The sequence below is a fragment of the Actinoplanes sp. CA-015351 genome, from assembly GCF_050955685.1.
Classification (GTDB): domain Bacteria; phylum Actinomycetota; class Actinomycetes; order Mycobacteriales; family Micromonosporaceae; genus Actinoplanes.
In genome coordinates this window covers 7,877,249-7,902,827 of record NZ_CP192102.1, presented here as the reverse complement: position 1 = coordinate 7,902,827, position 25,579 = coordinate 7,877,249, and the positions used below count along the sequence as shown (strand labels likewise).

The 25,579-nt window shown below is 69.2% G+C and carries 26 protein-coding genes; 15 read left to right on the top strand and 11 right to left on the bottom strand.

Annotation, left to right across the window (positions count from 1 at the left end; translation table 11 throughout):
* The first annotated feature begins 31 nt into the window (after positions 1 to 31).
* Positions 32 to 259 (top strand): FmdB family zinc ribbon protein, encoded by a 228-nt coding sequence (locus ACQP2E_RS35905; RefSeq protein ID WP_433827402.1) that lies wholly within the window; start codon positions 32 to 34, stop codon positions 257 to 259.
* A gap of 1,065 nt (positions 260 to 1,324) precedes the next feature.
* The gene (locus ACQP2E_RS35900) at positions 1,325 to 3,940 is read left to right on the top strand and encodes an ATP-binding protein (RefSeq protein WP_433827401.1); all 2,616 of its coding nucleotides are present in this window, start codon (positions 1,325 to 1,327) and stop codon (positions 3,938 to 3,940) included.
* On the opposite strand, the gene ACQP2E_RS35895 is transcribed toward ACQP2E_RS35900, so the two are convergent.
* Positions 3,927 to 4,388, bottom strand: coding sequence for a phospholipase (locus ACQP2E_RS35895; RefSeq protein ID WP_433827400.1), 462 nt, complete (start codon positions 4,386 to 4,388; stop codon positions 3,927 to 3,929). The two genes, ACQP2E_RS35900 and ACQP2E_RS35895, sit on opposite strands and share 14 nt — an antisense overlap.
* Before the next feature lie 72 nt (positions 4,389 to 4,460).
* Between ACQP2E_RS35895 and ACQP2E_RS35890 the strand changes: the two genes are divergently transcribed.
* Positions 4,461 to 5,477, top strand: a complete 1,017-nt coding sequence (locus tag ACQP2E_RS35890; RefSeq protein WP_433827399.1) for a potassium channel family protein — start codon at positions 4,461 to 4,463, stop codon at positions 5,475 to 5,477.
* 19 nt (positions 5,478 to 5,496) lie between these two features.
* Here ACQP2E_RS35890 and ACQP2E_RS35885 read toward each other — a convergent pair whose 3' ends face one another.
* Positions 5,497 to 6,516 carry a 2-oxoacid:ferredoxin oxidoreductase subunit beta gene (locus ACQP2E_RS35885; protein ID WP_433827398.1) on the bottom strand — a complete coding sequence of 340 codons (1,020 nt, stop codon included), beginning with the start codon at positions 6,514 to 6,516 and terminating at the stop codon, positions 5,497 to 5,499.
* The gene (locus ACQP2E_RS35880) at positions 6,509 to 8,305 is read right to left on the bottom strand and encodes a 2-oxoacid:acceptor oxidoreductase subunit alpha (protein WP_433834204.1); all 1,797 of its coding nucleotides are present in this window, start codon (positions 8,303 to 8,305) and stop codon (positions 6,509 to 6,511) included. The genes ACQP2E_RS35885 and ACQP2E_RS35880 overlap by 8 nt, the downstream gene beginning before the upstream one ends.
* 279 nt (positions 8,306 to 8,584) lie before the next feature.
* On the opposite strand from ACQP2E_RS35880, the gene ndhC reads away from it, so the two are divergent.
* From ndhC to ACQP2E_RS35855, 5 genes are all read left to right on the top strand, one after another.
* Entirely contained in the window at positions 8,585 to 8,962 is a 378-nt protein-coding gene (gene ndhC / locus ACQP2E_RS35875; RefSeq protein WP_433827397.1) for an NADH-quinone oxidoreductase subunit A, read from the top strand.
* A gap of 80 nt (positions 8,963 to 9,042) precedes the next feature.
* Positions 9,043 to 9,582, top strand: a complete 540-nt coding sequence (locus tag ACQP2E_RS35870; RefSeq protein WP_433827396.1) for a DivIVA domain-containing protein — start codon at positions 9,043 to 9,045, stop codon at positions 9,580 to 9,582.
* Complete coding sequence (locus tag ACQP2E_RS35865; RefSeq protein WP_433827395.1) at positions 9,579 to 10,082, top strand: SRPBCC family protein; 504 nt, start codon at positions 9,579 to 9,581, stop codon at positions 10,080 to 10,082. Before ACQP2E_RS35870 ends, ACQP2E_RS35865 begins: the two co-directional genes overlap by 4 nt.
* A complete protein-coding gene (locus tag ACQP2E_RS35860) occupies positions 10,079 to 10,657 on the top strand; it encodes a DNA-3-methyladenine glycosylase I (RefSeq protein WP_433827394.1) in 579 nt (192 codons plus the stop codon). The genes ACQP2E_RS35865 and ACQP2E_RS35860 overlap by 4 nt, the downstream gene beginning before the upstream one ends.
* A gap of 25 nt (positions 10,658 to 10,682) precedes the next feature.
* Positions 10,683 to 11,204 (top strand): hypothetical protein, encoded by a 522-nt coding sequence (locus ACQP2E_RS35855; RefSeq protein WP_433827393.1) that lies wholly within the window; start codon positions 10,683 to 10,685, stop codon positions 11,202 to 11,204.
* Here the strand turns inward: ACQP2E_RS35855 and ACQP2E_RS35850 are convergent.
* Complete coding sequence (locus tag ACQP2E_RS35850) at positions 11,201 to 11,989, bottom strand: enoyl-CoA hydratase-related protein (protein ID WP_433827392.1); 789 nt, start codon at positions 11,987 to 11,989, stop codon at positions 11,201 to 11,203. The genes ACQP2E_RS35855 and ACQP2E_RS35850 overlap by 4 nt on opposite strands.
* On the bottom strand, positions 11,986 to 12,792 hold the full coding sequence (locus ACQP2E_RS35845) for a PaaX family transcriptional regulator (protein WP_433827391.1): 807 nt from the start codon (positions 12,790 to 12,792) through the stop codon (positions 11,986 to 11,988). The genes ACQP2E_RS35850 and ACQP2E_RS35845 overlap by 4 nt, the downstream gene beginning before the upstream one ends.
* Positions 12,793 to 13,066: 274 nt before the next feature.
* Between ACQP2E_RS35845 and ACQP2E_RS35840 the strand changes: the two genes are divergently transcribed.
* Both ACQP2E_RS35840 and ACQP2E_RS35835 read left to right on the top strand, forming a co-directional pair.
* A complete protein-coding gene (locus ACQP2E_RS35840) occupies positions 13,067 to 13,234 on the top strand; it encodes a DUF3117 domain-containing protein (RefSeq protein WP_014447667.1) in 168 nt (55 codons plus the stop codon).
* Positions 13,235 to 13,326: 92 nt separating this feature from the next.
* Complete coding sequence (locus tag ACQP2E_RS35835) at positions 13,327 to 14,718, top strand: leucyl aminopeptidase family protein (RefSeq protein ID WP_433827390.1); 1,392 nt, start codon at positions 13,327 to 13,329, stop codon at positions 14,716 to 14,718.
* Between the two features lie 1,093 nt (positions 14,719 to 15,811).
* Here ACQP2E_RS35835 and ACQP2E_RS35830 read toward each other — a convergent pair.
* A complete protein-coding gene (locus ACQP2E_RS35830; protein WP_433834202.1) occupies positions 15,812 to 16,369 on the bottom strand; it encodes an O-methyltransferase in 558 nt (185 codons plus the stop codon).
* A 313-nt stretch (positions 16,370 to 16,682) separates the two neighbouring features.
* Here ACQP2E_RS35830 and ACQP2E_RS35825 point away from each other — a divergent pair, with 313 nt between their 5' ends.
* Together ACQP2E_RS35825 and ACQP2E_RS35820 are read left to right on the top strand one after the other, a co-directional pair.
* On the top strand, positions 16,683 to 17,936 hold the full coding sequence (locus tag ACQP2E_RS35825; protein ID WP_433827389.1) for a S1C family serine protease: 1,254 nt from the start codon (positions 16,683 to 16,685) through the stop codon (positions 17,934 to 17,936).
* Positions 17,937 to 18,007: 71 nt separating this feature from the next.
* Positions 18,008 to 18,412, top strand: coding sequence for a preprotein translocase subunit TatB (locus tag ACQP2E_RS35820; RefSeq protein WP_433827388.1), 405 nt, complete (start codon positions 18,008 to 18,010; stop codon positions 18,410 to 18,412).
* Here the strand turns inward: ACQP2E_RS35820 and ACQP2E_RS35815 are convergent.
* Genes ACQP2E_RS35815 through ACQP2E_RS35805 form a run of 3 tightly spaced genes read right to left on the bottom strand, consistent with a single transcriptional unit; the run spans position 18,409 to position 21,380 of the window.
* Complete coding sequence (locus tag ACQP2E_RS35815; RefSeq protein WP_433827387.1) at positions 18,409 to 19,557, bottom strand: Mrp/NBP35 family ATP-binding protein; 1,149 nt, start codon at positions 19,555 to 19,557, stop codon at positions 18,409 to 18,411. The two genes, ACQP2E_RS35820 and ACQP2E_RS35815, sit on opposite strands and share 4 nt — an antisense overlap.
* Positions 19,558 to 19,578: 21 nt before the next feature.
* Positions 19,579 to 20,103 (bottom strand): DUF1003 domain-containing protein, encoded by a 525-nt coding sequence (locus ACQP2E_RS35810; protein ID WP_433827386.1) that lies wholly within the window; start codon positions 20,101 to 20,103, stop codon positions 19,579 to 19,581.
* Positions 20,100 to 21,380, bottom strand: a complete 1,281-nt coding sequence (locus ACQP2E_RS35805; protein WP_433827385.1) for a magnesium transporter MgtE N-terminal domain-containing protein — start codon at positions 21,378 to 21,380, stop codon at positions 20,100 to 20,102. The genes ACQP2E_RS35810 and ACQP2E_RS35805 overlap by 4 nt, the downstream gene beginning before the upstream one ends.
* Positions 21,381 to 21,407: 27 nt before the next feature.
* Here ACQP2E_RS35805 and ACQP2E_RS35800 point away from each other — a divergent pair, with 27 nt between their 5' ends.
* Positions 21,408 to 22,286, top strand: coding sequence for a PhzF family phenazine biosynthesis protein (locus tag ACQP2E_RS35800; protein ID WP_433827384.1), 879 nt, complete (start codon positions 21,408 to 21,410; stop codon positions 22,284 to 22,286).
* Between the two features lies 1 nt (position 22,287).
* Here ACQP2E_RS35800 and ACQP2E_RS35795 read toward each other — a convergent pair whose 3' ends face one another.
* Together ACQP2E_RS35795 and ACQP2E_RS35790 are read right to left on the bottom strand one after the other, a co-directional pair.
* Positions 22,288 to 22,782 carry a hypothetical protein gene (locus ACQP2E_RS35795; RefSeq protein ID WP_433827383.1) on the bottom strand — a complete coding sequence of 165 codons (495 nt, stop codon included), beginning with the start codon at positions 22,780 to 22,782 and terminating at the stop codon, positions 22,288 to 22,290.
* A 79-nt stretch (positions 22,783 to 22,861) separates the two neighbouring features.
* Positions 22,862 to 23,560, bottom strand: coding sequence for an HAD family hydrolase (locus tag ACQP2E_RS35790; RefSeq protein WP_433827382.1), 699 nt, complete (start codon positions 23,558 to 23,560; stop codon positions 22,862 to 22,864).
* 140 nt (positions 23,561 to 23,700) lie between these two features.
* Between ACQP2E_RS35790 and ACQP2E_RS35785 the strand changes: the two genes are divergently transcribed.
* A complete protein-coding gene (locus ACQP2E_RS35785) occupies positions 23,701 to 24,660 on the top strand; it encodes a DMT family transporter (protein WP_433827381.1) in 960 nt (319 codons plus the stop codon).
* Between the two features lie 198 nt (positions 24,661 to 24,858).
* Positions 24,859 to 25,452, top strand: a complete 594-nt coding sequence (locus ACQP2E_RS35780; RefSeq protein WP_433834200.1) for a hypothetical protein — start codon at positions 24,859 to 24,861, stop codon at positions 25,450 to 25,452.
* Positions 25,453 to 25,579: the final 127 nt, after the last annotated feature.

The window sequence follows — 25,579 nt, the reverse complement described above, 5'->3', positions numbered from 1 at the left end:
CAGATCATCGCAGGGGCCCTACGCTGGTCGGATGCCGCGTTATGAGTTCCGGTGCCGCGCCTGCGCCGCCACCTTCGAGGTCAGTCGTCCGATGAGTGATTCCGCCGCGCCCGCCTCCTGCCCCCAGGGTCATGGCGACACCGTCAAGCTGCTGTCCACAGTCGCCGTCGGCGGAGGCGCCGGCCGCGGCGGCGCGGCCCAGGCCGCACCCGCGCCGGCCGCCGGTGGTGGCGGTTGCTGCGGCGGTGGCTGCTGCTGATCGAGTACGCCCGAAGCCCGTCCGGCGCGACGCACTGCTGGGCGACACCGGCGGTCAGTCATCACCGCGTGAGTGAAGCACCGATGCATGTTGTTTCAGTGTGCGATTCGCACTCCAAGTCAACACAGCCAGCCGATCCATCCCGTGCGTGTCGATTTTGGGCGCGGAGCGCACCTTAAATCGACACGCTGGCCCTCGCCCGTCGTTGCTCCCCTCGGGTTCGGGGCGTCGTGGCGGGTTCCCGGTGTGCTGTGCCGCTCGGAGATCTTGTGCGGTTTGGCCGGCCGATCGACCACGAGTGCACGAGTTTTGCGGGACGGCCGCCCGGGGCGTGTCGGTTTCGGGCATTCTGCCAGTTTTGTGGCGGTTTCGGTGTGGTCAGCCTGGTGCTTCGCAATGCCGGTGAGTGTGGCTTCGCCGCGTGGTGAGGGTGGTGCTTCGCTACGTGGTGAGGATGGTGCTTCGCCGCGTGGTGAGCGTGGTGCTTCGCTGCGTGGTGAGCGTGGTGCATCGCCGATCTTGTGGAGTTTGGCGAACCGTTTGCGCACAACTCCGCAAGATCGGCCAGGGCCGTTCGATCTTGCGGAGTTGTGCGGGCACGTCGGCGGGGAAGTCCACAAGATCCAGGCGGAGTGGAGCTGAACTCGCCAACGTGTGGGCCGCCCAATGTCACCCTTGAGCTACTTTGCCAAGATCTAGGCGCGTTGTCGCTGTCAGATGGGCTGAGATGGCGGTAGGCGCACGCGGGCCGGTGACGGAGAGTCAAGCCTCCAGTTCGACTCCGGCGGGTGATCCTCTGCTCGCGCCGAGTGTCGATTCGTTGCCCCGTTTGGGTACACCCGAACGTCCTGACGGTTTTGGCTGTACGCGGCGTTTCCGCCTTCGATCTCTTTCGTTACGAGACGCGTAGTCCCGTACGTCCCGCGTCGATGCCGCGATCAAAAGTAATCCGTAAGGGGTCGGCCGTGGCGGGCATGTGATTACCGTCCGTTTCTACGATGGGCGGTGACTTACAGGTACGGCAGCATGAGTCGCGACTTCCACAAAGGGGGCGGAGGGTCCACCGTGTCGGGATGGAACGAGCTACCCAGCGGGCTGGTGACCTTTATGTTCACGGACATAGAGGGTTCGACACGGCTCGCCCGGATGCTCGGCGAGGCGTACCGAGGTGTTCTCGGTGCGCATCGATCAGTGCTACGCGCTGTGTTTGCTGACTTCGGTGGTGTCGAACTCTTAACAGAGGGTGACTCATTTTTCGTAGCTTTCACCAACGCTGACGCGGCCGTCGCCGCATGCGTCGAAGCGCAGCGCCGGCTGTCCGCACACGACTGGCCGAGGCGTGATGCGATGCCCCGCGTCCGGATGGGACTGCACACCGGACGGGCCACTCCGGTCGGTGGTGAATACGCCAGCGCGGAGGTGCACCGGGCGGCCCGGGTGTCGGCCGCTGCACATGGTGGACAGATCCTCTGCTCCGAAGCGACAGCACTCGCTGTGACCGCCGCCTACACCGCGTCCGCCCGTCCGCCCGTCGGCCGAGCATCGAATCTGTCCTCGGTCGATCTCCTGGACCTCGGTGCGTTCCGGCTGCGCGGCTTCGACGACGACGAGCGGATCTTCCAGGTGGTCGCGCCCGGGCTGGAACGCGAGTTCCCCCGGCCACGCACCGCCGAGGCGCCCCGGCACAACCTGCCCGCCGCGCACAGCCGGTTCGTCGGTCGCGGCGCCGAGTCCGCCGAGCTGGCCGAGTTGATCAGCCACAACCGGTTGGTCACCGTGGTGGGTCCGGGCGGCGCCGGCAAGACGAGACTGACGCTTGCGGTCGCTGAGCAGCTGCTTCCCGCGTACCCGGGTGGTGTCTGGACGATTGATGCCGCGACCGCGGCAGATGGCTTGCCCACCACCCTGGCCGCGGCTCTGGGTCTGCGGCCGGAACCGGGTCGTCCGATGATCGACACCCTGGTCGAGCAGTGCGCCGAGCGGCGGATGCTGGTGCTGCTGCAGACCTGCGACGCGGCACCGGCGCTGACCGCGACACTGGTGCACCGCCTGCTCAGCCGCTGCCGGCGGCTCGATGTGGTTGCGACCGGCAGGGCACCGCTCGGGATGGCCGGCGAGACCGTCTGGCGGATCCCGCCGCTGGTGCCGGGTGATGCGTTCGCGCTGCTCAGGGAGCGTGCGTCGGCCGCGCAGGGCGGCCGTCCCGGCGACGGCGACCAGCAGCTGGCCCGGCTCGCCGCACGGCTGGAGGGCTCGCCGCTGGCGATCGAGCTGGCCGCCTCCCGGCTGCGGCTGCTGCCAGCCGACCAGCTGGCGCGGCGCCTCGACGACCCGCTCGGCGCTCTCGACAACGACGCGGCCGGCGAAGGCCGGCACGCGAGCCTGACCAACAACCTGACCTGGTCCTATCGGACCCTCGGCACCCGTGCGGCGGATCTGTTGCGCCGGCTCGCGGTCTTCGCCGGGCCGGTGGATCTCGCCACGGTCGAGTGGTGCGGACCCGAATCTATCGGCGCGCTCTCCGAGCTCGCCGACAAGTCGCTGGTCGAGGTCGTGCCGGGCGCGCGCTACCGGCTCTCCGACCAGGTACGCGCATACGCGATCCGTCAGCTGGTAGCGGCAGGTGACGAGCACGCCGTCCGCGATCGCCACCTGACCTGGGCGATGCAGGCGCTGGACCGGGTCGCGACAGACACCGACGGGACCGTGTCGCTCACCGAGCTGAGCCCCTACGTCGGTGAATGGCAGGCAGCGCTGCGCTGGGCCGCGACCTGCGGCGACGTGCGGTCCGGCCTGCGTCTGGCCGGCGCGCTGGACCCGTGGTGGCGTGAGCACGGCGGTGCCGGTGAGGGCCGTGAGCTGCTGGCTCGTCTCTATCAGCGTGGTGTCGGCAACGCGTCCGGCGCCGAACTGGCGGGTGCCTACCTGGTCCACGCCGGACTCGCCGAGGACCGGGGCGAGCGCGAACGTTTCCTGACCCGCGCCGAGGAGCTGGCTCGGGAGTCCGGCGACGCGTCGCTGCTGATCCGGGCGCTCGCCGCCCAGCGGGTGCAGTTGGACGGTGACACCGAGGCCGCCGAGCGGGCCTGCCGCGACGTGATCGCCGAGGCGGAACGGCTCGGCACCTCGTCGGCGGCGCTGCCTGCCGTGCTGGCCCTGGCCGAGCTGCTCTGGCGCCGGGACGCTCTGACCGAGGCCGCCGAGCTGCTTGGCGGCGCCCGGCAGATCGAGGCCGCGCATCCTGAGGACCGGGGCCGCCGTGCCGTGGACTGGCTGCTCGGGATGGTCGCGCTGCGCCGCGGTGACCTGGTCGCCGCGCACGATCACCTGGTGGTGGCGTTGCGGTCGCGGCTGCGGCACGGGTTTCGGGGTGCTGCCGCCGACGCGGTCGCGGCGATCGCGGTGCGGTGTGTGCTGGGCGGTGACACGTCGACGGCGACGGTCCTGTTCGGTGGTGCGGAGGCGGCTCGGGGCGCTCGGCGTACCGAGTCGTTCGGCGCGTTCTGGTCGGCGCAGCAGACGGCTTTGCGGTCGGCTCTCGGGGACGCTGCCTTCGACGAGGCGTACGCGGACGGCGCCGGTCTCGGATTCGACCGGATCGTGGCGCTGGCCCTCGCGGTGGAGCACCCGGACCTGGAGGACGGCGCGGCCCGGTTCGCCAACGCGGTCAGCGGGTCTTAGGTTTTTCCTTCGCACCGAGCAGGACCACCGCTTGGAAATAGGTGAACGCCAGCGCGTTGCACGGCGGCTGGGCGGCCAGGCGATGGCTGTCGCACTCGCGGCGCAGGTCGGCGCGGAACACCTCGTCCAGACGTTTGCGGTGCTTGTCGAGGGTGCCGGCGGCCCGGTAATTGCGGTACCCGAAGTCGTGGTGCCGGCAGGCCGGCCCGAACCGGAATCCGAACGGCCGCTCCGGGGCGTGGCTGCAGTGGTCGGTGGCCCAGTCGAACCCGTACTCCGCCCACTTCTTCTGGTTACGCCGTGCGGTGTTCCAGGCGGCGGTGCTCGCGGCGGTCGGTTGTGTCCAGCTGAGCAGCAAGGTGGCCTTGTCGACGGTCGCCGAGGCAGCCGCAGGAACCGGCAGCAAGCCGGCCAGGAGGAAACCTGCGACGGCGGCGCGCCAACTCATCGAGCCTCCGATAGCGTCCTACGGGTGTGATCTCCAGCTTGACCGTTAGGGTGAGTGCGTGCGGGCGGTTTCATGATTCATCTGCCGCTGGTCCGTCAGGGACCATTGAAGGCTCTAGCAGCGCGTTTGGCGATGGCGCTTGGCCTCGTTCTGGTCACCGTGATGATCATCTATGCCGATCGCGAGGGTTACCGGGACGTCAATGAGGACGGGCTGACCCTTCTCGACTGCGCCTACTACGCGGTGGTCACGCTCTCCACCACCGGGTACGGCGACATCACCCCGGCGACGCAGAGCGCGCGACTGGTGAACGTCCTGTTCATCACGCCTGCCCGCGTCCTCTTCCTGATCATCCTGGTCGGCACCACACTGGAAGTGCTGACTGACCAGTACCGCAAGGGCCTGCGGGTCAGCCGGTGGAGGCGAAAGTTGAAGGACCACATCATCATCTGCGGTTACGGCACCAAGGGCCGGGCCGCGGTCGCCGCGCTTCTCGAGACCGGGTACGACAAGGCGCGCATCGTGATCGTGGAGAACCGCGAAGCCGGTGTACGGCAGGCGCAGGCCAGCGGGTTCGTCGTCATCGAGGGTGACGCGACCCGATCGGCAGTGCTGAACGAGGCCGACGTGAAGAACTGCAAGTCGGTCATCATCGCCACCGACCGCGACGAGGCCTCGGTCCTGATCACGCTGACTGTCCGCCAGCTCACCGCCGGTCAGGTCCGGATCATCGCGGCGGTCCGTGAACAGGAGAACGCCGCCCTGCTCAAGCAGAGCGGCGCCCACCACGTGATCGTGTCGTCCTCGACGGCAGGCCGCCTGCTCGGCCTGACCACCACCGCCCCGCCGCTGATCGACGTGGTGGAGGACCTGCTCACCCCCGGGCAGGGGATGGCGCTGGCGATGCGCTCGGCCGAGCGTGCCGAGGTCGGCAGGAACCCGCGCGAGCTGGTCACGCTGGTGGTCGCGCTGATCCGCCGGGGCAAGGTGCTGCCGCTTGGCGGCGAGGCCGTGATCGCCATCGAGACCGGCGACCTGCTTGTCTACATCCGTGACGACGAGGGTGTGCCGAGCGGCGTGACGGTCTGAGGCTGCGTCTGTGTGACGGTCACAGGATGGTCCAGGTGTCGCCGGCGTTGAGCAGGTTGTTCAGCATCTCCTCCGGAACGCCGTCGACCTGGGATCTCGCGTCCAGCACCTGCTTACGCACGATCTCGTCGTACGACGGGCGCTGCACGTCCCGGAACACCCCGATCGGCGTGGTGGTCAGCTCCGAGCCGGAGAGCCGGGACAGGGCGAACGCGTACGCCGGGTCGTCGACTGTGGCGTCGTGCACGATCGCGGCGCCGCCCTCCTGGACCTTCAGGCCGAAGCTGCCCTCCGGGTGCACGACGGAGAACCGGTCGTCGGTCCCGAACGTGATCGGCTTGCCCTGTTCGAGCCGGATCAGGTGCTCGTCACGCGAGTCAGCGTCCTTGATCAGGTCGAACGCGCCGTCGTTGAAGATGTTGCAGTTCTGGTAGATCTCGACGAACGCGGAACCCTCGTGAGCGGCCGCGGCGCGCAGCACCGACTGGAGGTGCTTGCGGTCCGAGTCGATGGTCCGGGCCACGAACGTCGCCTCGGCCCCGAGCGCCAGCGAGAGCGGGTTGAACGGCGAGTCCGCCGACCCGGCCGGGGTCGACTTGGTGATCTTGCCGATTTCCGAGGTCGGCGAGTACTGGCCCTTGGTGAGCCCGTAGATCCGGTTGTTGAAGAGCAGGATCTTCAGATTCACGTTGCGGCGCAGCGCGTGGATCAGGTGGTTGCCACCGATCGAGAGCGCATCGCCGTCGCCGGTGACCACCCATACGCTCAGGTCCGGTCGCGACGTGGAGAGACCGGTCGCGATGGCCGGCGCGCGCCCGTGGATGGAGTGCAGCCCGTACGTGTTCATGTAGTACGGGAAGCGCGACGAGCAGCCGATCCCGGAGACGAAGACGATGTTCTCCCGGGGGATGCCCAGCTCGGGCATGAACTGCTGCACGGCGGCGAGGATCGCGTAGTCGCCGCAGCCCGGGCACCAGCGCACTTCCTGGTCGGATTTGAAGTCCTTGGCGGTCAGCTTCACCGTTACGGGATTAGCCATTCTTGACCACGTCCTCCAGCATGCTCTCCAGCGTGGCGGCGGTGAACGGAAGGCCGTTGACCTGGTTGAACGGGACCGCGTCGATCAGGTACTTGGAGCGGATCACCGAGGCCAGCTGACCGAGGTTCATTTCCGGGACGACGACCTTTTCGTACGCCGCCAGCACCTCACCGAGGTTGGCCGGCAGCGGGGCGAGGTGGCGCAGGTGTGCTTGTGCGATCGACAGGCCGCGCTGGCGCAGCGCCCGGCAGGCCGCACCGATCGGGCCGTAGGTGGAGCCCCATCCGAGGACGAGAACCCGGGCGCCATCCTGCCCGGAGAGATTGGCCTCCGGGTCCTCCACGTCGACGTCCGGCACCGGGATGGCGTCGATGCGCGCCTGCCGGATCCGGACCATGTGCTCGTGGTTCGCCGGGTCGTAGGAGATGTCGCCGGTCTTGTCGGCTTTCTCCAGGCCGCCGATCCGGTGTTCGAGTCCGGGGGTGCCGGGGATGGCCCATGGCCGGGCCAGCGTCTCCGGATCTCGCAGGTAGGGCAGGAAGTGCCCGCCGGGAGCGTTCGGCGCGGTGGTGAACGCGACCGAGATGTCCGGCAGCTCGTCGACCGACGGCAGCGACCACGGCTCGGAGCCGTTCGCCACGTAGTTGTCGGAGAGCAGGATGACCGGGGTGCGGTAGGTCAGCGCGATCCGCGACGCTTCCAGGGCGGCGTGGAAACAGTCCGACGGCGACCGGGGCGCGATCACCGCGAGCGGTGCCTCGCCGTGCCGGCCGTACAGCGCCATGTTGAGGTCGGCCTGCTCGGTCTTGGTCGGCATGCCGGTCGACGGGCCGGCCCGCTGCACGTCGACGATGACCAGGGGCAGCTCCAGGGCGATGGCGAGTGAGATGGTCTCGCTCTTGAGCGCAACACCCGGCCCGGACGTGGTGGTCACGCCGAGCGCTCCGCCGTACGACGCGCCGAGCGCCGCGCCGATCGCGGCGATCTCGTCCTCGGCCTGCACCGTGGTGACGCCGAACCGTTTGTGCTTGGAGAGCTCGTGCAGGATGTCCGACGCCGGGGTGATCGGGTACGCGCCCAGGAAGAGCGGCAGTTTCGACCGGACCGCCGAGGCCACCAACCCGAGCGCCAGCGCCTGGTTGCCGGTGATGTTCCGGTACGTCCCGGGGCGCATCCTGGCCGGCTTCACCTCGTATCGCACGGTGAAGGACTCGGTGGTCTCGCCGTAGTTCCAGCCGGCCTGCAGTGCGGTCTTGTTGACCAGGACCAGGTCCGGACGTTTCGCGAACTTGCGCTCCAGGAACCGCAGCGTCGACTCGAAGGGGCGGGAGTACATCCAGCTGAGCAGGCCGAGGGCGAACATGTTCTTGGCGCGTTCGGCGTCCTTTTTCGAGACGCCGAGCTCGGCCAGCGCACCGACTGTCATCGAGGTGAGTGCGACCGGGTGGACCGCGTAGCTCTCCAGCGACCCGTCGTCGAGCGGGCTGACCTGGTAACCAACCTTGGCGAGGTTTCGCCTGGTGAACTCGTCGGTGTTCACGATGATGTCGGCGCCGGCCGGCAGATCGGCGAGGTTGGCTTTCAGTGCGGCCGGGTTCATGGCGACCAGAACGTTCGGCGCGTCGCCGGGGGTCAGGATGTCGTAATCGGCGAAGTGCACCTGAAAGCTGGAGACCCCGGGCAGCGTGCCTGCCGGCGCGCGGATCTCAGCGGGGAAGTTCGGAAGGGTCGAGATGTCGTTGCCGAGCTGCGCGGTCTCCGACGTGAATCGGTCCCCGGTGAGCTGCATTCCGTCGCCTGAGTCTCCGGCGAATCGGATGACTACCCGGTCCAGCTGCTCGACTCGCTTCGCGGGAGCGGCCACGTTCAACCTCCATAAGACGCGGTCCGGCGGCTTAAGTTTGTCGATGAGCCGGTCCGCAAATCGTCACTTCCAGAGTACGTCGCCACTCCTTACAAAGCGGCCTCGGACCGTTGCCCACGGTAGCGGTGCGGGTAAAGTCCCAGCCAGCAATGTCCACCATGCGGCACGTAATTCGCGGGCCCTGGTCGGTTAGGCTCCCCGATCGTGGACGGATATCTCGGTTCGTACGCGACGCTCGGGCTCGTGCTCGCCGCCGGAGTGCTGCTGTTCGTGGCCGCGTTCGGGGCGAACAGGCTGCTGCGGCCGTCGAACCCGGCGGAGCCGGCGGGCAAGCGGATCTCGTACGAGAGCGGCATCGACCCGGTCGGCGGGGACTGGGCTCAGGCGCAGATCCGGTACTACGTTTACGCGTACCTTTATGTCCTTTTTGCGGTTGAGGCAGTTTTTCTCTTTCCGTGGGCGGTCGTCTTCGATCGACCGGAGTTCGGCGGCGCCGCCATCGCCGAGATGGGTGTCTTCGTCGCGGTGCTTGCGCTCGGCATCCTTTATGCGTGGCGTAAGCGCATCCTGACCTGGACCTGAGCGCCGGTCGCCCAGTTATCGGCGTCATCGACCGGGTGGCGGGCTCGCCACCGGAAAGCCGACATGTCAACATCGTGCGCATGGGTCAGCTTCTGCTCTTCATCGTCGTGGCGCTGGTGGTCGCGACGATCGTCTTCGGCGTGACCGTTCTGCTGAGCGGGGGCGACTCCGGGCTGACCCCGGTCGAGCCCGACGGGCGTGCGGTACCGCTTCCCGGCGACCGTCCACTCGGCGAGTCCGACATCGGCAGCGCGCGTTTCGACACGGTCTGGCGCGGTTACCGGATGAACCAGGTGGACCAGGCGCTTCAGCGTGCGGCGTACGACATCGGTTACAAGGGCGAGCTGATCGGCGTGCTCGAGGCCGAGGTGTCCGCGCTGCGTGACGGCCGGCTCGAGGACGCCGACGCGCTGCGCCGCGCCCGTGAGGCGGCCGCGGTCCCGGCCCTCCCGGAGCCGCCGGCCGGCACCGAGGCCGCGCCGCACACCGACCTGATCAGCAGCGACGACCCGATCGACGAGGTCGCCGGCCTGCCGCCGCACGCGCGTTCCGGAGATCCCGACGCCGAGAAAGCCGGAAAGGAAGAGGGCGCCGACGAAGAGCGGGCGGAGAGCCGGTGACCGCCGCGGAGGGTGGCCCAGCCGGCGGTCTGGGTGACGCGGCGAAGCCCGGCATCGGCGAGTTCACCGCCACGGTCATCGTCAACGCTCCCGCGCCCACGGTCTTCGCCGCCTTCATGGACTGGGAGAAGCAGTCCGAGTGGATCCCGTTCACCAAGGTCCGGGTGGTCGAGGGCGACGGTGGTGAGGGCAGCCTGGTCGAGGCGGTCACCGCGCTCGGCCCGGCGGTGATCCGTGACGAGCTGCGGGTCGTGAAGGTCAACGCGCCGTTCGAGGTGCGGGTCGTGCACTGCGGCAAGGTGCTGCGTGGTCCCGGCTCGATGCGGTGCACGGCGATGTCCGGCGACCGTACCCAGGTCGTGATGCACGAGTGGTTCCACCTGCCGGCCGGGCCGGTCGGGAAGATCGCCTGGCCGGTGCTCTGGCCGGGCTCCAAGATCAGTTTCACCGGGGCGCTCAAGAAGTTCGGCCGTCTGGTGGAGCAGGGCCTCATTCCGTGACCGACCTGGTGGTCGGCGACGACGGGCGGGCCCGCTGTTTCTGGGGCGCCAGCACCCCCGATTACCTGGTCTATCACGACACCGAGTGGGGAAAGCCGCTGCGCGGCGACGACGCGCTCTTCGAACGGCTCACCCTGGAGGCCTTCCAGTCCGGGCTGTCGTGGATCACGATCCTGCGCAAGCGCCAGGCGTTCCGGGCCGCCTTCGACGACTTCTCGATCGCCAAGGTCGCGGCGTACTCCGAGGCCGACGCGGCCCGCCTGATGGCCGACGCCGGGATCGTCCGCAACCGGATGAAGGTCGACGCCGCGCTGCACAACGCCAAGGTCGCCGCGGACCTGCCGGACGGACTCTCCGCCCTGCTGTGGTCTTTCGCGCCCTCCGGTGGCCGGCCCCGGCCGGCGACACGCGCGGATGTGCCGGCCATCACGCCCGAGTCGGCAGCGCTCGCCAAGAGCCTGAAAAAACAGGGCTTCAAGTTCGTCGGACCCACCACCGCGTACGCGTTGATGCAGGCCACCGGCATGGTGGACGACCACCTGATCGGCTGTTGGGTCCCACCGGTGACTGCCTGAGCCGGCGCGTGATGAGATGGACCGCATGGCGCAGTGGTCAGTGATCATCCCGGACGAGCAGTGGGCGACCGAGCGGTTGTTCCAGCACGATGTCGTGACAGTGGCGAGCAGGCCCACCGAGGCCTCAGCCGGTGACGAGGTGCTGCTGGTCGCCGAGAAACGTGTCGTGGCGCTGGCCCGGGTGGAGAAGACCGACGGCGGCGACCTGGTTCTCGGTTACCTGCGGCGCGCGTTCGACGAGCCGGTCCCGGCGGACGAGCTGGCCGGCGACGGCACGGTGACCGCGATCGGCGAGGAGCTGTTCCGGCGGCTGGCCGGTCGGCTCGCCGCCCAGAGCGACAAGAAGTCGTGGCTGGTCAGCGTGGCCATGCCGATCGAAGCGACCAGCCCGGCCGAGGCGGTGCGCCAGTTCTGGTCGCACGTCGCCGAGCTGGGGCCGCAGGAGCTGCCAACCTATGTCTGGCCGTCCGGCGACGAGCTCGCGATGCAGGCATTCGTCCTCGGGGCCGAGGCGAACCAGGACCCCGAGGAAGAAGACGAGGACTAGCGGCCGTTGAAGACCGGCTTCTGCTTGTTCAGGAACGCGGTCACCGCGGCCTTGTGGTCCTCGGTCCCACCGCAGATCGACTGGGCTTGAGCCTCGGCGGCCAGAGCGTCGGAGAGCGTGCCGGCGTCGCCGATGGAGAGCTCCCGCTTGATCGCGCCGTACGCCACCGTCGGGCCGGCGGCGAGCCGTGCAGCGAGCTCCTGAGCGGCCGGCAGCACCTGCTCGTCGTCCTCCGCCAGGCGGGTGAGCAGCCCGATCCGGTACGCCTCCTCGGCCTTCACCGGCTGAGCCAGCAGCAGCAGCTCCACGGCCTTGGCGTGGCCCACGATCCGGGGCAGCGACCAGGAGATGCCGCTGTCGCCGGCCAGGGCGACGTTGGCGAACGCCATCAGGAACTTGGTCGACGGCCCGCCGATCCGGAAGTCGGCGAGCAGGGACAGCGACGCGCCCGCGCCGGCCGCCATGCCGCGAACGGCCGCGATGACCGGCTTCGGCATGCTCGCGAGACGCTGCGCGATCGGGTTGTAATGCACCTGGACGGTGTTCAGGTCGGTTGACCCGGACTCCAGCAGCGTGGCGTGCTCACGAAGGTCCTGACCGGCGCTGAAGGCGCCACCCGCACCGGCGAGCACGATCGCCCGGACCGACCGGTCGCTCTCCAGCTGGGCGAGGGTGTCCCGCAGCGCCTCTTTGAGGTCGACGGTGAAGGAGTTCATCGCGTCGGGGCGGTTCAGGGTGAGCGTGGCGACCGCATCGGTGCGGTCGACAAGGAGCGAGTCCGTCATACGTCCGAGAATCCCACACGGCTTCCACGCATGGCCGATTGCAGGCAACGTTCCACGTAGCGATCGGCTGCCGGGCGCAGCCGCAACGCGTGCTTGTCGAAGAACCCGGCGGCCCGCGCACCGGGCCACCCGGCCGGCAGCAGCGACGAGGGAAGCTGCGGATCCTGGAAGAGGAACGACCGCCAGGCGTGCACCAGCTGGAACCGCGCGGCGTACGCCTCCTCGTCGGAACTACGTGCAGTGATCGCCTTCACGACAGGGTGCAATGTCGTCACGAAGTCCTCGTACGACTGTCCGATTCGCCGGAGATCCCAGGCTTGGTCGACGATTGAGGCGGAACCTGCCGTATGGCTGGCGCTGAATCGCTCGAATTTCGCGCCGGCCTCGTTAAGCGCCGACTCCAATTCTTCCGACGCGCGCGGCGCCACCCAGACCTGTTCGCTGAGCGATCCGTACCCGAGAAAGCTGAGCCGGATGGCGTCCCGCCGGGCGAGCGGCGGCTCGTGCAGAAGGACCATGTCGAACCGGCCGTCCCAGCCTCCGCGACCGGTTCGGTACACCCGGCCGGCCGCCTCGTCCAGCCTGCGTGCGGCCTTCGGGGTGAGCAGATAGCCAGGTCCGGACGCCAGGCGGAGCGGATGAAGCCATCCTTGACGCACCATTCGCGACACCGCTGTACGAACCGCCGGGGCCGCGATGTCGAGCGGGGCGAGCAGTTTCACGAGGGCCGCGACCGGGGCCCGGGAGCCACGAGCGCGCAGGTAATCGCCGTACAGGTCGAAGAGTGCGGACCGCGCCTGCATGACCGCACATTGTGACAGCCGAAAAGGCGATATGCTAGATGCTGTCACATCCGCCCGGGCTGGGTTTGGGTTCGCCGGTGTTCATCAGGGAAAATGTTTGATCGGCACGGTGGGCCGCATCGCGTTGACACGTGAAACGGCCTGTACGGCCGCCGGTCGGAAACGAGCACCGCGTCGCGTGGGGCTGAGCACGTGACGGGGCTGCTGGACATTCCAGGAGCAAGTGGCTGTGGGGCAACCCACCGACCCTGACGTAGGTCTGAGGGGAGACAAGATGGCGGCGATGAAGCCGCGGACGGGCGATGGTCCGCTGGAGGTCACCAAAGAGGGTCGTGGCATCGTCATGCGCGTCCCGCTGGAGGGTGGTGGCCGTCTCGTCGTTGAGATGACTCCGGACGAGGCCAACGCGCTGGGTGACGCGTTGAAGTCGATCGCCGGCTGACGTTTCACGCGAGCCCGCCGGTACGGTACCGCCCGTACCGGCGGGCTTTCCACGTCTTACGGAAAGGTCATCCTCCCGTGTTCGACATCCGCATGACCGACACTTCCGACAAGTCGGCGACCTGGATCGTGCCGGTCGGTCCGGACGGGCCACAGCCGGCCGGTGATCTCGACGCCGAGTTGAGCGCGCTTGTCGGACAGACGGAAAGCGCAGGTCAGGCCGGCCAGGTCACGCTTCTGTCGCGACCGGTGGGCCGGCCCTCCCGGGTTCTGCTCGCGGGCATCGGCGACGGCGCCGAGGCGGACTGGCGCGCTGCCGGCGCTGCCGTGGTCCGCGCGGCCGGCGACGAGACTCTTGACGTGATCCTCCCGGCCGAGGTCACCCAGGCCGCTCTGCGCGGCCTCACGGAAGGCCTCTGGCTGGGCGGCTATCGCTATCGCGATGCCATCAAAGCGGCTCGCTCCAGCGAGGTGCGGCTCATCCTGAGCGAGACCCCTGGGTACGCGAAAAGCCTCACTCTGGCACGCGTCACCGCCACCGCCACGTGGCTCGCACGGGATCTGACCAACACGCCGTCCTCGGTGAAGAACCCGGAGTGGTTCGCCGACCAGATCGTCGCTGAGGCGGCCGGGCGCACCGGTCTGACGGTCACCGTCCGGGCCGGCGACGAACTGAAACGCTTCGGCGGGCTGCGCGCGGTCGGCGGCGGCTCGATCTCACCGCCCCGGTTCGTCGAGATCTCCTGGCACCCGGCCGGTGCGACAACGCACGTGGTCCTGGTCGGCAAGGGCATCACGTTCGACACGGGTGGCATCTCGATCAAGCCGCGCGACGGCATGAAGCTGATGAAAAAGGACATGGGCGGCGCCGCGGCGGTCGTCGCGGCCACGCTGGGCGCCGCCGATCTGAACCTTCCGGTACGCATCACCGCACTGCTGCCGCTCGCCGAGAACGCGATAAGCGGCTCGGCGTTCCGCCCCGGTGACGTGATCACCCATTACGACGGCTCGACGAGCGAGAACACCAACTCCGACGCCGAGGGCCGGATCGTGCTGGCGGACGCTCTGGCGTACGCGGCCGAGCAGCTCGCGCCCGATCTGGTGCTCAACCTCGCCACCCTGACCGGGGCGAACGCGGTGGCGCTCGGCAAGCGCACGGCCGCCCTGTACAGCCCGGACGACGAGCTGGCAGAGGCTCTCGCCGGGGCCGGCGCCGCGGCGGGGGAGCGGATGTGGCGGCTGCCGCTGGCCGACGACTACACCGACAACCTGCGCAGCGACATCGCGGACCGGATCAGCGCGCCGGCCGGACCTGGCTCGGTGATGGCCGCGCTGTTCCTGCGCGACTTCTTCACCGGCACCCGCTGGGCGCATCTGGACATGTCCGCGCCGAGCTGGTCCGACGCCGACGACCTGGACCTTTCCAAGGGCGCCACCGGCTGGGGTGCCCGTACCCTGCTGCGCTACCTCTCCGGCCTGCCCTGACGCGAACCGCCCCCGCGCAGACGTCTGGTGCGCGGCGACCGCCCCTGCCAGCGCTGACCCTGTTGGCTAGATAGGCTGGCGCCCCGCAAGTTGTCGCTCAGTGCCACGGCGAGGCGGGCCCGACACGCGGAGCGATGAAACAGGCCGCCGGCGAACCGCGAACCGCTACTGCGCAGGACAGCTCCGGCGCGGCCCCTCGCTGCGTGTTGACTTAGGGTGCGATGCGAACCTGAAATCGACACGGGCAGCCGTTTTGTGGAGTGCGTGTGGACATTGGGTGCGGATCGCACCCGAATCGACACACTGCCTCAATTGACCAGCGAGGTCAGTGCTGTCATACGCCCCCGAGACAGCACTGGCACCAGCCGGACCCCGTCGCACGGTGGGTCCGGAGGCGGGGTGGGTGAGGTCGCACGGTGGGTCCGGAGGCGGGGTGGGTCAGGTCGCACGGTGGGTCCGGAGGCAGGGTGGGTCAGGTCGCACACAACGCCACCGTGGGCCCGGGTCCACGCCCTGGCCGTGGTGAGGTCACACAGACCGCAACCGTGCGATCTCATCTACGCCAAGCGGGCATGTGTGTGCTCCCGGCCACGCGCCACGTAGCTCCGAGCACACGGTGGGCCCCACCCTGCCTCTCGATAGCGACCTTGCTGCCCTTGATCAGCCGGTTCCCCGCTCCGCATCGGCACACGCACATGGCGAAACTCGAAGGGCGCTCTCGAGTCTCGTCATTGTGTCGACTCGTAGCAGGTTCGTTCGGGGCGCCTCTCGCCGCGAGGGTCGTTCGGATCTTGTGAGGTTCGGCCGGCCGATCGACCGCAAACCGGCCGATCGACCGCAAACCGGCCGATCGACCGCAAACCGGCCGATCGACCGCAAACTCACGAGTTGCCGGGTACACCAAAGCGCGACGTGTTGATTTCGGGTGATTCGCGAACTCTCGGTTGACGCGCTGTCACCGGGGAGAGGGGTGACGTCGGCAGACTTCCCGGACACAGCTGGCGAGATCGTGGACACCCGTCGTGCGACGCGACGCGAGACCGCCCGTTGAGACGGGCCGACGTGAGACCGTCCCCGCGAGGCGGGACGGGCGCTACTGGCTTCGCTTGACGGCGGCCAGTAGGCCGGCGCCTGATGGGATGACCGCGGGGATCCAGTCCTCGGACTCGCGGATCGCCTTCACGGTCGCCCTGATGGTCAGGGTGTCCACGTCGCGGGCGGTCGGGTCGGTGATCCGGCCGCCGGCGTGCGCGCCGTTCACGATCAGCACGCCGCCCGGGCGGAGCATCCGCAGCGCCGCCTCGGTGCAGGCCGCGAACTCGGTGGTGTCCGCGTCCACGAAGATCAGGTCGTACGCGCCGTCGGCGAGGCGGGGCAGCACGTCCAGGGCGCGGCCGCTGATGATCCGGGTGCGGCCCGGCGGGAAACCGGCTTCCTGGAAGACCCGGCGGGCGATCCGCTGGTGTTCGTGCTCGACGTCGATCGTGGTGAGAACGCCGTCGGAGCGCATCCCGCGCAGGAGCCAGACACCGCTCACTCCCGTACCCGTGCCGATCTCGACAACCGACTTGGCGCTGCCCGCGGCAGCGAGAAGGCGGAGCACGGAGCCCGCGCCGGGCGAGACGCAGGGCAGGCCGAGTTCGTGCGCCAGGGCACGCGCGGTCTGCTGGACTTGATCCTCGGTGGCGTAGGTCTCGGCGAACGGCGTTGACTGCGGGACCGGCTGACCGAATGAACGGGCTGGACCGATGATGGCGACCTCCGGACGGCAGTGGTGACGAGCGTGGTCCAAACACGCACATCGGATAAGAGAGTAGAGCGATGCTCACGCGTGATGCACTGCGCCGTCGATGGATAAACGACCCATGCGGCCCGGGACGGGAATCGGTGGCAAGGTGGTTTCTGCGGAATCCGTGTCATCCTGGATGCTCGGAGCCGCGCGGACCGAGAGTGGAGGCACCGAAGTGACCGACGGCTGGAACTGGCGCCGGCCCTCGGGCCCTGCTGTCACTGGGGCACCTGATCCGGCCTCGCCGTGGTGGTCCGATGCGATGGCGGACCCGTGGCGTGACCCTTACGCTCCAACGGCCGTGCATGTCCCGGCCCCCCCGATCGTCGACGTCCCGCAGCCGGAGTCCGTTCCCAACCCGGACGCACCCCGCCGCTCGCTCGCCCCGATCCTCGCGATCTGCCTGGTGACGGCCCTGCTCGCCGGCGGTCTCGGCGGCACGCTGGGCTTCGTCTTCGCGGTTCGCGGCGGTTACGTGGGGAGTGCCGGCGCCCAGATCGGCGCCACCGACCAGCCGGTTCCGGAGTCGCTGCAGCGGGCGCCGGAAACCCTGGCCGGCGTGGCTGAGCGAGTGCTGCCGAGCGTCGTGACGGTGCGTGTCACCGGCGCGATCGGCTCCGGCTTCGTGGTCTCGGCGGACGGCTACGTGATCACCAACGACCACGTGGTCGAGGGCGCCGGTGACACCCTGTCGGTGTCGTTCAGCGACGGCGCCACGGCCTCTGCCCGGGTGGTCGGCCGTGACCCGGAGTCGGACATCGCAGTGATCAAAGTCGCAAAGTCCGGGCTCACTCCGGTGGCCCTTGGCGATTCGGACACGATCGCGGTGGGTGACCCGGTGCTCGCGTTCGGTTCGCCGCTCGCGCTGGTCAACACCGTGACATCCGGCATCGTCAGCGCTCTGGACCGGCCGATCGAGGCCGGTGAGGCGGGCGGCGCCACGCGCTATTACGCGGCGATCCAGACCGACGCCGCGGTGAACCAGGGCAACTCCGGCGGCCCGCTGGTGAGCGCGGCCGGCCAGGTCGTCGGGGTCAACTCGGTGATCCGCTCGGTGGGCAGCACCGACACCGAGGCGGGCAACATCGGCCTCGCCTTCGCCATCCCGATCAATCAGGCCAAGCGCGTGGCGAAAGACATCATCGACACCGGCAAGGCCCGCCGTACGGTGATCGGCGCCGAAGTGGTGACCGGCGAGACCGCTGGTGGCGCCCGGCTGCGCGCGGTGGAACCGGCCGGCCCGGCAGCCGCCGCCGGGCTGAAAAGCGGCGACGTGCTCACCCGGATCGACGGGCACGTGCTGGAGGACGGCACCGACCTGATCGCCCTGGTGCGTAAATACGCTCCGGGGGCGGTGGTGACCGTCGACTACCGCCGTGGCACGAAAGCCGCGTCGGCGTCAGTGACACTTGCCGCAGACACGAACTGACAGCCGGGCGGGCTGCCAACTCACAGCGGCCGTGCGTACGCTTGGCCCGGGACCGCCTGGGAGGCCGTACGGTGTTCGAGAATCTGAACTGGTGGGAGATCGGCGCGCTGCTGATGCTGGCGCTCCTGATCTTCGGGGAACGTCTGCCCAAGGTGATCGGCGACGGTCTGCGCATGCTGCGCGGCCTGCGGGCGATGGCGCAGAACGCGACGACCGACCTGAGCCGTGAGCTCGGCACCGACATCCAGCTCGAGGATCTGCATCCGAAAGCGTTCATCCGCAAGCACCTGCTGAGCGAGGACGACGAGGCGGCGATCCGCAAGCCGCTGCAGAACCTCTTCGACGACGTGAAGCAGGACCTCAACGGCGTGAAGTCCGAGCTGAGCGACGTCGCGGCAGCGGCCGACATCAAGAAAAAAGCTGAGCCGGTCGAGAGTCCCCGACCGGCCCAGCGATTCGACTTGGATGCCACCTAGCGCCTGGTGGTGACCGCCAGACCCAGCGGCTTGCCGACCAGGGACTCGCGGCGGATCGCCAGCTTGTCGGCCACCGCGTCCAGAGCCTTCGCGGCCGGTGACTCCGGGTCGGCCAGCACGATCGGGGTTCCGGCGTCGCCGGCCTCACGGACCCGGGTGTCCAGCGGGATCTGCCCCAGCAGCGGCACGCGGGCGCCGACCGTCTTGGTGAGCGACTCGGCGACGGTCTCGCCACCGCCCGAGCCGAAGACCTCCATCCGGGAGCCGTCCGGCAGCTCCAGCCAGGACATGTTCTCCACGACGCCGACCAGGCGCTGGTGGGTCTGCAGCGCGATCGCGCCGGCCCGCTCGGCCACCTCGGCGGCAGCCATCTGCGGGGTGGTGACGACCAGGATCTCCGCGTTCGGCAGGAGTTGGGCCAGCGAGATCGCCACGTCGCCGGTGCCCGGCGGCAGGTCGAGCAGCAGCACGTCGAGGTCGCCCCAGTAGACGTCGGCGAGGAACTGCTGCAGCGCGCGGTGCAGCATCGGCCCGCGCCAGACCACCGCGGCGTTGCCCGAGGTGAACATGCCGATCGAGATGACTTTCACACCGTGCGACTGCGGCGGCATGATCATTTCTTCGACCCGGGTGGGCTTGCCCTCCACGCCGAGCATCCGCGGCACCGAGTGGCCGTAGATGTCCGCGTCGACGACGCCGACCGACAGGCCACGTTTCGCGAGCGCCGCCGCGAGGTTCACCGTCACGCTGGACTTGCCGACGCCGCCCTTGCCGCTCGCTACCGCGTACACACGCGTGCGGGAGCCGGGCTGGGCGAAGGGAATGACCGGTTCCGCGGAATCGCCACCACCGCGCAGCGTGCTCTGCAGCGCTTTGCGCTGCTCCTCGTTCATCACGCCAAAGTTGATCTCGACCCGGTCGATGCTCGGGAGTTTGGTGAGAGCGGCGGTGATGTCGGAGGTCAGCTTGTCGCGCAGCGGGCAGCCGGCGACGGTGAGCAGCAGATCGACCTTTACCAGGCCTTCGCTGACGGTGAAGCCGGAGACCATGCCGAGGTCGGTGATCGGGCGGCGGATCTCGGGGTCGTCAACGGTCGCCAGTGCGGCCTGGATGGCGTCCTCGAGCGTCGATGCAGGTGCGGACATGTTTGCCATGCTACGTCGGGCTCAGGGGTGCTCTTCCTCCCACTCCATGCGCGCCCGCTTGTCCCGCCGGTGGGCCGCTTCGTCCAGTTCGTCGGCGAGTCTGGTCAGCTCGTTGCGGAGGAAATCGCGGGTGGCGACCTCGCCCAGGGCGATCCGCAGCGAGGCGATCTCCCTGGTCAGGTACTCGGTGTCGGCCTTCTGCAGCGCGGCCCGCCGCCGGTCCTCCTCCATCGAGAGACGATCCCGGTCGGATTGCCGGTTCTGCGCCAAGAGGATCAAGGGCGCCGCATAGGACGCCTGCAAGGACAAGATCAAGGTCAAGAACGTGAATGTGTACGGGTCGAAGCGCATGTGTTCCGGCGCCAGCGTGTTCCACGCGAACCAGGCGGCGATCAGCACGGTCATGTAGACGATGAACTTCGCCGTGCCCATGTACCGCGCGATCGCCTCCGACCAGCGGCCGAACGCCTCCGGGTCGAATTTCGGCAGATGCACGCGACCCGGCTCGCGGGGCTGGTCCAGGCGGTCGCGGCGTGGCTCGCTCATGTCTGATCCGCCAGCTCGTCGTCGTGGGCGTCACGGTCCCGCCAGTCCCTGGGCAGCGAATGGTCCAGCACGTCGTCGACGGTCACCGCCCCGAGCAGCCGGTGCGCCGAGTCGACAACGGGCATGGCGATCAGGTCGTACGTCGCCATCCGCCGGGTGATCTCGAGCAGCGTGGTCTCCGGCCGCAGCGGGTCGATGCCGCTGTCCACCAGACCGCCGACGATCGACGACGGCGGCTCCCGCAGCAGCCGCTGGAAGTGCACCATGCCCAAATATTTACCGGTCGGCGTGGCGCTCGGCGCCCGGGCCACGAAGACCTGCGCCGCGACCACCGGATGCAGTTCTGGCTCGCGGATCCGGGCCAGGGCCTCGGCCACCGTGGTGTCCGGTGTGAGGATCACCGGCTCTGAGGTCATCACACTGCCCGCGGTGCCCGGCCGGTAGTTCATCAGCTGCCGGACCGGCGCCGCCTCCTCCGGCTCCATCAGGTCGAGGAGCACCGCCTGCTCGGACTTGGGCAGCTCGGCGAGCAGGTCGGCCGCGTCGTCCGGGTCCATCCGTTCGAGCACGTCGGCGGCGCGTTCCCGGTCCAGCCGGGCCAGGATCTCCACCTGGTCGTGCTCGGGCAGCTCCTCCAGCACGTCGGCCAGTTTGCGGTCGCTCAGCGCGGCCGCTATCTCGTTGCGGCGGGCGTCCGGCAGGTCCTGCAGCGCGTTCGCCATGTCGGCGGGACGCATCTGGTCGAGCAGCGCCAGCAGGTTCGACGTGCCCTGGGTGTCGGTCGGCCCGACCAGCCCGCGGATCCGGTTGTACTCCGCCTGGTAGACGTGACCGCGCCGGGCCAGCCGGCCGGTGTGCTCCCGGACCGCCACCCGCGTGATGATCCACTCGGTGTTCCGGTTCAGCTCCATCCCGATGTCCACCACGATGCCGATGTGGTCCGGGCCGTCGCCGTGCTCCGGGACCACGGTGACCCGCCGGTCCAGCAGGTCCTCCAGGGCCAGCAGCTCGTTCGGCCGCTTCTCGAACCGGCGCAGGTTCAGCGTGCCGGTGCTGAGCACAACCGACTCGGCGTCCATGCTGGTGAAGCGTCCGATCGGCAGGAAGATGCGCCGGCGCAGCGCCATCTCGGCGACCAGCCCGACGATCTGCGGCGGCCGGTTCGTGGTGCGCAGCCGAACCACGGCGTCGCGTACCCGCCCGACCCGGTCGCCATTGGGGTCGAACACCGGAAGCCCGGCGAGGCGAGCCAGATAAACCCTCGTCCCCATGGTCACGCCCTCAGATTAGGTTAGGGTCCGGACATGTCCACCGTGGCGTACGAGATCGTCGACGTGTTCACCGATCGGCCTTTCGCGGGAAATCCGCTCGCGGTGGTCTACAGTGCCGACGCCCTCGCCACCGGTGCTCTCGCCACCGCCCAGATGCAAACGCTGGCACGCGAGTTCAACCTGGCCGAGACGATCTTCATCCTTGCCCCGCGCGCTGAGGGCGCAACCTATCGAGTGCGCATCTTCACGACCGAGACCGAGTTGCCGTTCGCCGGTCATCCCTCGGTGGGCGCCGCCGTGACGCTGATGCGCCGCGGCGATTTTCCGCCGGGCCGGGTGGTGCAGGAGTGCGGCGCCGGCCTGCTGCCGATCGAGGTCACCGCCGCGGGCTCGGCCACGCTCACCGGCGGAGCGCCTTCGCTCGGCGATCCGGTCGAGGCCGAACCGCTGCTGGACACCCTCGGCCTGACGGCCTCGGATCTCGCCGGTCACCCCAGGACGGCCGGCTGCGGCTTGGATTGGACATTCCTTCCGGTACGCCGGGAGGCGCTGGCCCGGATTCAGTTGAACACGCCGGCCGCCGCCCGGCACGGGGTGACCGGGATATGCGCCTTCTCGTGGTCGGACGGTGCCGCACACGTCCGGGTCTTCGTTCCCGGCGAGGCCGTCTGGGAGGACCCGGCGACCGGCTCGGCAGCGCTCGGCCTGGGTGTGTGGCTGGTCGCGGAAGGACTGCTGCCCGGCGACGGCGAGTCGTCGTACCGGGTGCACCAGGGCCACGAGATGAAGCGCCCGTCCCTGCTGGAGTGCACGGTGACCGCGAAGGGCGGAACGGCGACGTCAGCGACGGTGGCCGGCCACGTCTGCGCGATCGCCAAGGGCGAGATCGCAGTCCCGCCGTTCGTCGGCTGACTCAGCGTTTGCGAACTCGGTGCAGGCGGAACGGCTTTCGCGTCTCCACCCGGGCCGGCGTCTCCCGTGGCGCCTCCGCCGCGGATTCGGCCGGCAGGCCGGCGGTACCGACGGCGGACTCGGCGACCGGTACCAGCCGGACCACCGCGCAGTCGTTCGCCGCCCACCGCGCCGCCACCTCGTCGGCCGAACCCGACGCGTTCAGACGCTTGCCGGCCAGCGCGGGCACGATCGTGCTCCACTCCTCGCTGCCCGGGGCGAGCCGTTCGACCACGGCCTCGGTCACCACGATCAGCCCGCCGTGATCACCGCGCAGCCGGACCGTGGCCCGCTGCGCCTCGGCCAGCCCGGGTGCGAACTGTTCACCCGGTCCGCTGACCACCACGAGCGAACTCTCGGCCGGCATGCACCACAGGGCGTACGCCGGACCGTCGCCCACCGAGATCCAGGCGATCGCCGCTTTCTTGATCGCCTCGTCGAGCACACCAGAGGTCACCGGCTCATCCTGCCATCGCTGTGCCTCAAACCATCGCTGTGCCTCAAACCATCGCTGTGCCTCAAACCATCGCCGGGCTTCAAACCATCGCCGGGGTGCGGCGGATCAAATCGAGCACCTCGGTCAGCGACCGCACGGTACGCCCGGCGAAATTGGTGTCGGCGTCGAAAACCAGATGGTTCGCGAGATCCGGGGCTGCCAGCCGGACCGGCGTCATCCCGACCGCCGCCGCGCCGGTCAGCTCGTGGCTGCCGCCGTCACCGACGTAGAGGCAGTCCTCCGGATCGACACCCAGCCGGTCACAGGCCGCCAGGTAGATAGCGGGATCCGGTTTGCAGACACCGAGCTCGACCGAGTAGATCTGTGCGTCCAGCAGCGGCGCCACCGGAAGGCCCGGCAGGAAGGCGGGAAGTTCGTGGGTGCAGTCACTGATCAACGCGGTGCGTACGCCACGCCCTCGGATAGCGGTGAGCGCGCTGACCGCGTCGTGCCGCAGCCGGGTATCGGCGCGCAGGGCGTCGATCCGGGCCGGCATGGCGGCTCGGATGGCGCCCGGACGTGGCCGGCCACCGGCCTGCTCGATCACCCAGCGGAGAGTGGCTTCCGCCGAGCCGTATCGTCCGCAGGCCCGGGCCCGGAAGGTCCGGTCGAGGACGCCGGTGACGGTCTCGGGGTCGGCACCGAGCGACCGGGCAATGTCCGCGTGCTGGGGGCCGCGCTGGACAGAACGGGTCAAGGTGCCGAAAAAGTCGAACACGACCGCACGGTATGCGGGCATGTAAATCGGCCTCCAGGGCATCGAGGGAAGAAATCGGCAGAAGAGCCGTCGGTGACTGTAGCCACTCCGTCACTGTCAGCCAATAGACATCTGCAACTTGCGCAGTTCGGCTGTGCAAGAAGCGACGGCCGGGGATGAATATGCGCTCACCGCGTCAAGACGCCGCTTCGATCACGCGTACCCAAGGAATTGGATCTGGAATTCTGCCGCCGCCGACAACGGTGATTGCGCTGGTCGTGGCCATCCTGGCGGTTTCCTCGTCGGGTCCGTTGATCGCTTTCGCCGCGGCACCCGCGCTGGCTGTCGCTTTCTGGCGCAACGCCCTCGCGACGGCGGCGCTCACTCCTGTGGTGCTGGCATCCCGGCGCACCGAGGTGACCGGAATCATCAGTGGCCCGCTGCGGCGCGAGGGTCTTTTCTGCGTTCTCGCCGGAATTGCCCTGGCCGCTCATTTCTCCACCTGGATGCCGGCGGTCCAACTCGGTACCGTCGCGACCGCTACCGCGCTTGTCGCCACCCAGCCGGTCTGGCAGGGCTTGATCGCGGCCGCGCAGGGTCGCCGGCCGTCGCTCACCGGCTGGATCGGCATCGGCCTCGCGGTCGCCGGGGCTGCCTGGGCCACCGGCGCTGATTTCGGCGTCTCCACCCAGGCGGTGTTCGCCGACGTGCTCGCGCTTGCCGGCGGCATGTTCGCGGCGGTCTACACGGCCCTCGGTGAGCGGGCCCGGATCTCGCTGAGCACGACGACCTACACCTGGATCTGTTACGGCACGTGCGGCGTGATCCTGCTGGTCGTGTGCCTGGGTTCGGGCGCGAAGCTGAGCGGCTACGACGGACGGACCTGGGCGGCGATCCTCGCGCTGGTGGTGGGCGCGCAGTTGCTGGGGCACTCGATGTTCAGCTACGCGCTCCAGCACACGTCGGCGACCGCGGTCAGCGTGCTGATCCTGCTGGAGGTGCCGGGCGCCGCGCTGATCGCCTGGTGGTGGCTCGGCCAGGCGATCCGCCCGGGTTCGCTGCCGGGCCTAACGCTGCTCCTGGCCGGAGTGGCCGTGGTGATCATCGGCGCGGCGCGCTCGGGACGTCGTGATTTCGGCTGATAAAAGACAAAACCCTCTTTCTGTACGCCTTCCGCCGCACAACCTGTCTTATCGGGTACGGCTCTGGGCCGTCACCCAGGGCGCGGTTCCGCTCGTTGCACCAGCAATCGGGGGAAACCGAGGGGGAGTGCGATGCATCGCGATCGGGTGGTCCGGTTACTGGCTCGGGTAGCGCCTCTGGCAGCGCTTACCTTGAGCGTGGCCGGGTGCGGTGCGCTTGACGGGGCCGGGCGCCCGCCGGAACGAGCCGGCCTGGTCGGCGGCTGGCGTACCGCGGGCTGTGCGTTCGCCCGGTCGCCGCAGTACACCGTCACCGGCAAGGTCCGGGTGCCGGTCACCCCGCCCGTGCTCTCCGACGCGATGGAGCGGATCGACCAGGGTGGCCGGGACCGGTTCGCGGAGCGGTACTCCGGCATGGAGATCGACCAGAAACGCGTACGCGCGGTCGTCTACCGCGTGCCGTCCGCCGGATTCGACGACTTCGTCCGGAGCAGCGCCGAGGACGCCTGCATCGTCGTACGCGACTCCGCACACGCCGTCGCCGAGCTGACCGGCTGGCAGGAGCGGGTGGTGGCCGATCTCCACTACTGGGTGGACCAGGGCGTGCGGATCGTCACTGTCGGCAGCCGACACGACGGCGTCGGCGTGGAGATCGGAACCCGGGACATCGACCAGGCTCGCCTCCAGCTACCCGAGCGGTACGGCGCCGAGGCGCCCCTGGTGTTCGTCGAAGAGGGCCCGGTCCTGCCATTGACCAGCGGAAGGAAGGTCGTGCCGGAAGCCGGCGGCTGACCTTCGGGGTTGTCGGGTTGTTGTCTCCCGGTGGCTGTTTTCGTCAGGCTTCGCGCTGGGGCGCCGGGAACCCGGGGTGCGCCACGGTGACAGCATGTTTGCCCCGGCTTGCGGGAGCGGGCAGGAT

Excerpts from the sequence above, each read along its gene's own strand:
- ACQP2E_RS35885 (WP_433827398.1), bottom strand. The coding sequence starts at position 6,516 with ATGGCTAATCCCGTAACGGTGAAGCTGACCGCCAAGGACTTCAAATCC.
- ACQP2E_RS35845 (WP_433827391.1), bottom strand. The coding sequence starts at position 12,792 with ATGCAGGCGCGGTCCGCACTCTTCGACCTGTACGGCGATTACCTGCGC.
- ACQP2E_RS35835 (WP_433827390.1), top strand. The coding sequence starts at position 13,327 with ATGACCGACACTTCCGACAAGTCGGCGACCTGGATCGTGCCGGTCGGT.
- ACQP2E_RS35800 (WP_433827384.1), top strand. The coding sequence starts at position 21,408 with ATGTCCACCGTGGCGTACGAGATCGTCGACGTGTTCACCGATCGGCCT.
- ACQP2E_RS35840 (WP_014447667.1), top strand. The coding sequence starts at position 13,067 with ATGGCGGCGATGAAGCCGCGGACGGGCGATGGTCCGCTGGAGGTCACC.
- ACQP2E_RS35790 (WP_433827382.1), bottom strand. The coding sequence starts at position 23,560 with ATGCCCGCATACCGTGCGGTCGTGTTCGACTTTTTCGGCACCTTGACC.
- ACQP2E_RS35890 (WP_433827399.1), top strand. The coding sequence starts at position 4,461 with ATGATTCATCTGCCGCTGGTCCGTCAGGGACCATTGAAGGCTCTAGCA.
- ACQP2E_RS35815 (WP_433827387.1), bottom strand. The coding sequence starts at position 19,557 with ATGTCCGCACCTGCATCGACGCTCGAGGACGCCATCCAGGCCGCACTG.
- ACQP2E_RS35810 (WP_433827386.1), bottom strand. The coding sequence starts at position 20,103 with ATGAGCGAGCCACGCCGCGACCGCCTGGACCAGCCCCGCGAGCCGGGT.
- ACQP2E_RS35850 (WP_433827392.1), bottom strand. The coding sequence starts at position 11,989 with ATGACGGACTCGCTCCTTGTCGACCGCACCGATGCGGTCGCCACGCTC.
- ACQP2E_RS35905 (WP_433827402.1), top strand. The coding sequence starts at position 32 with ATGCCGCGTTATGAGTTCCGGTGCCGCGCCTGCGCCGCCACCTTCGAG.
- ACQP2E_RS35785 (WP_433827381.1), top strand. The coding sequence starts at position 23,701 with ATGCGCTCACCGCGTCAAGACGCCGCTTCGATCACGCGTACCCAAGGA.
- ACQP2E_RS35895 (WP_433827400.1), bottom strand. The coding sequence starts at position 4,388 with ATGAGTTGGCGCGCCGCCGTCGCAGGTTTCCTCCTGGCCGGCTTGCTG.
- ACQP2E_RS35880 (WP_433834204.1), bottom strand. The coding sequence starts at position 8,305 with ATGCAGCTCACCGGGGACCGATTCACGTCGGAGACCGCGCAGCTCGGC.
- ACQP2E_RS35855 (WP_433827393.1), top strand. The coding sequence starts at position 10,683 with ATGGCGCAGTGGTCAGTGATCATCCCGGACGAGCAGTGGGCGACCGAG.
- ACQP2E_RS35870 (WP_433827396.1), top strand. The coding sequence starts at position 9,043 with ATGGGTCAGCTTCTGCTCTTCATCGTCGTGGCGCTGGTGGTCGCGACG.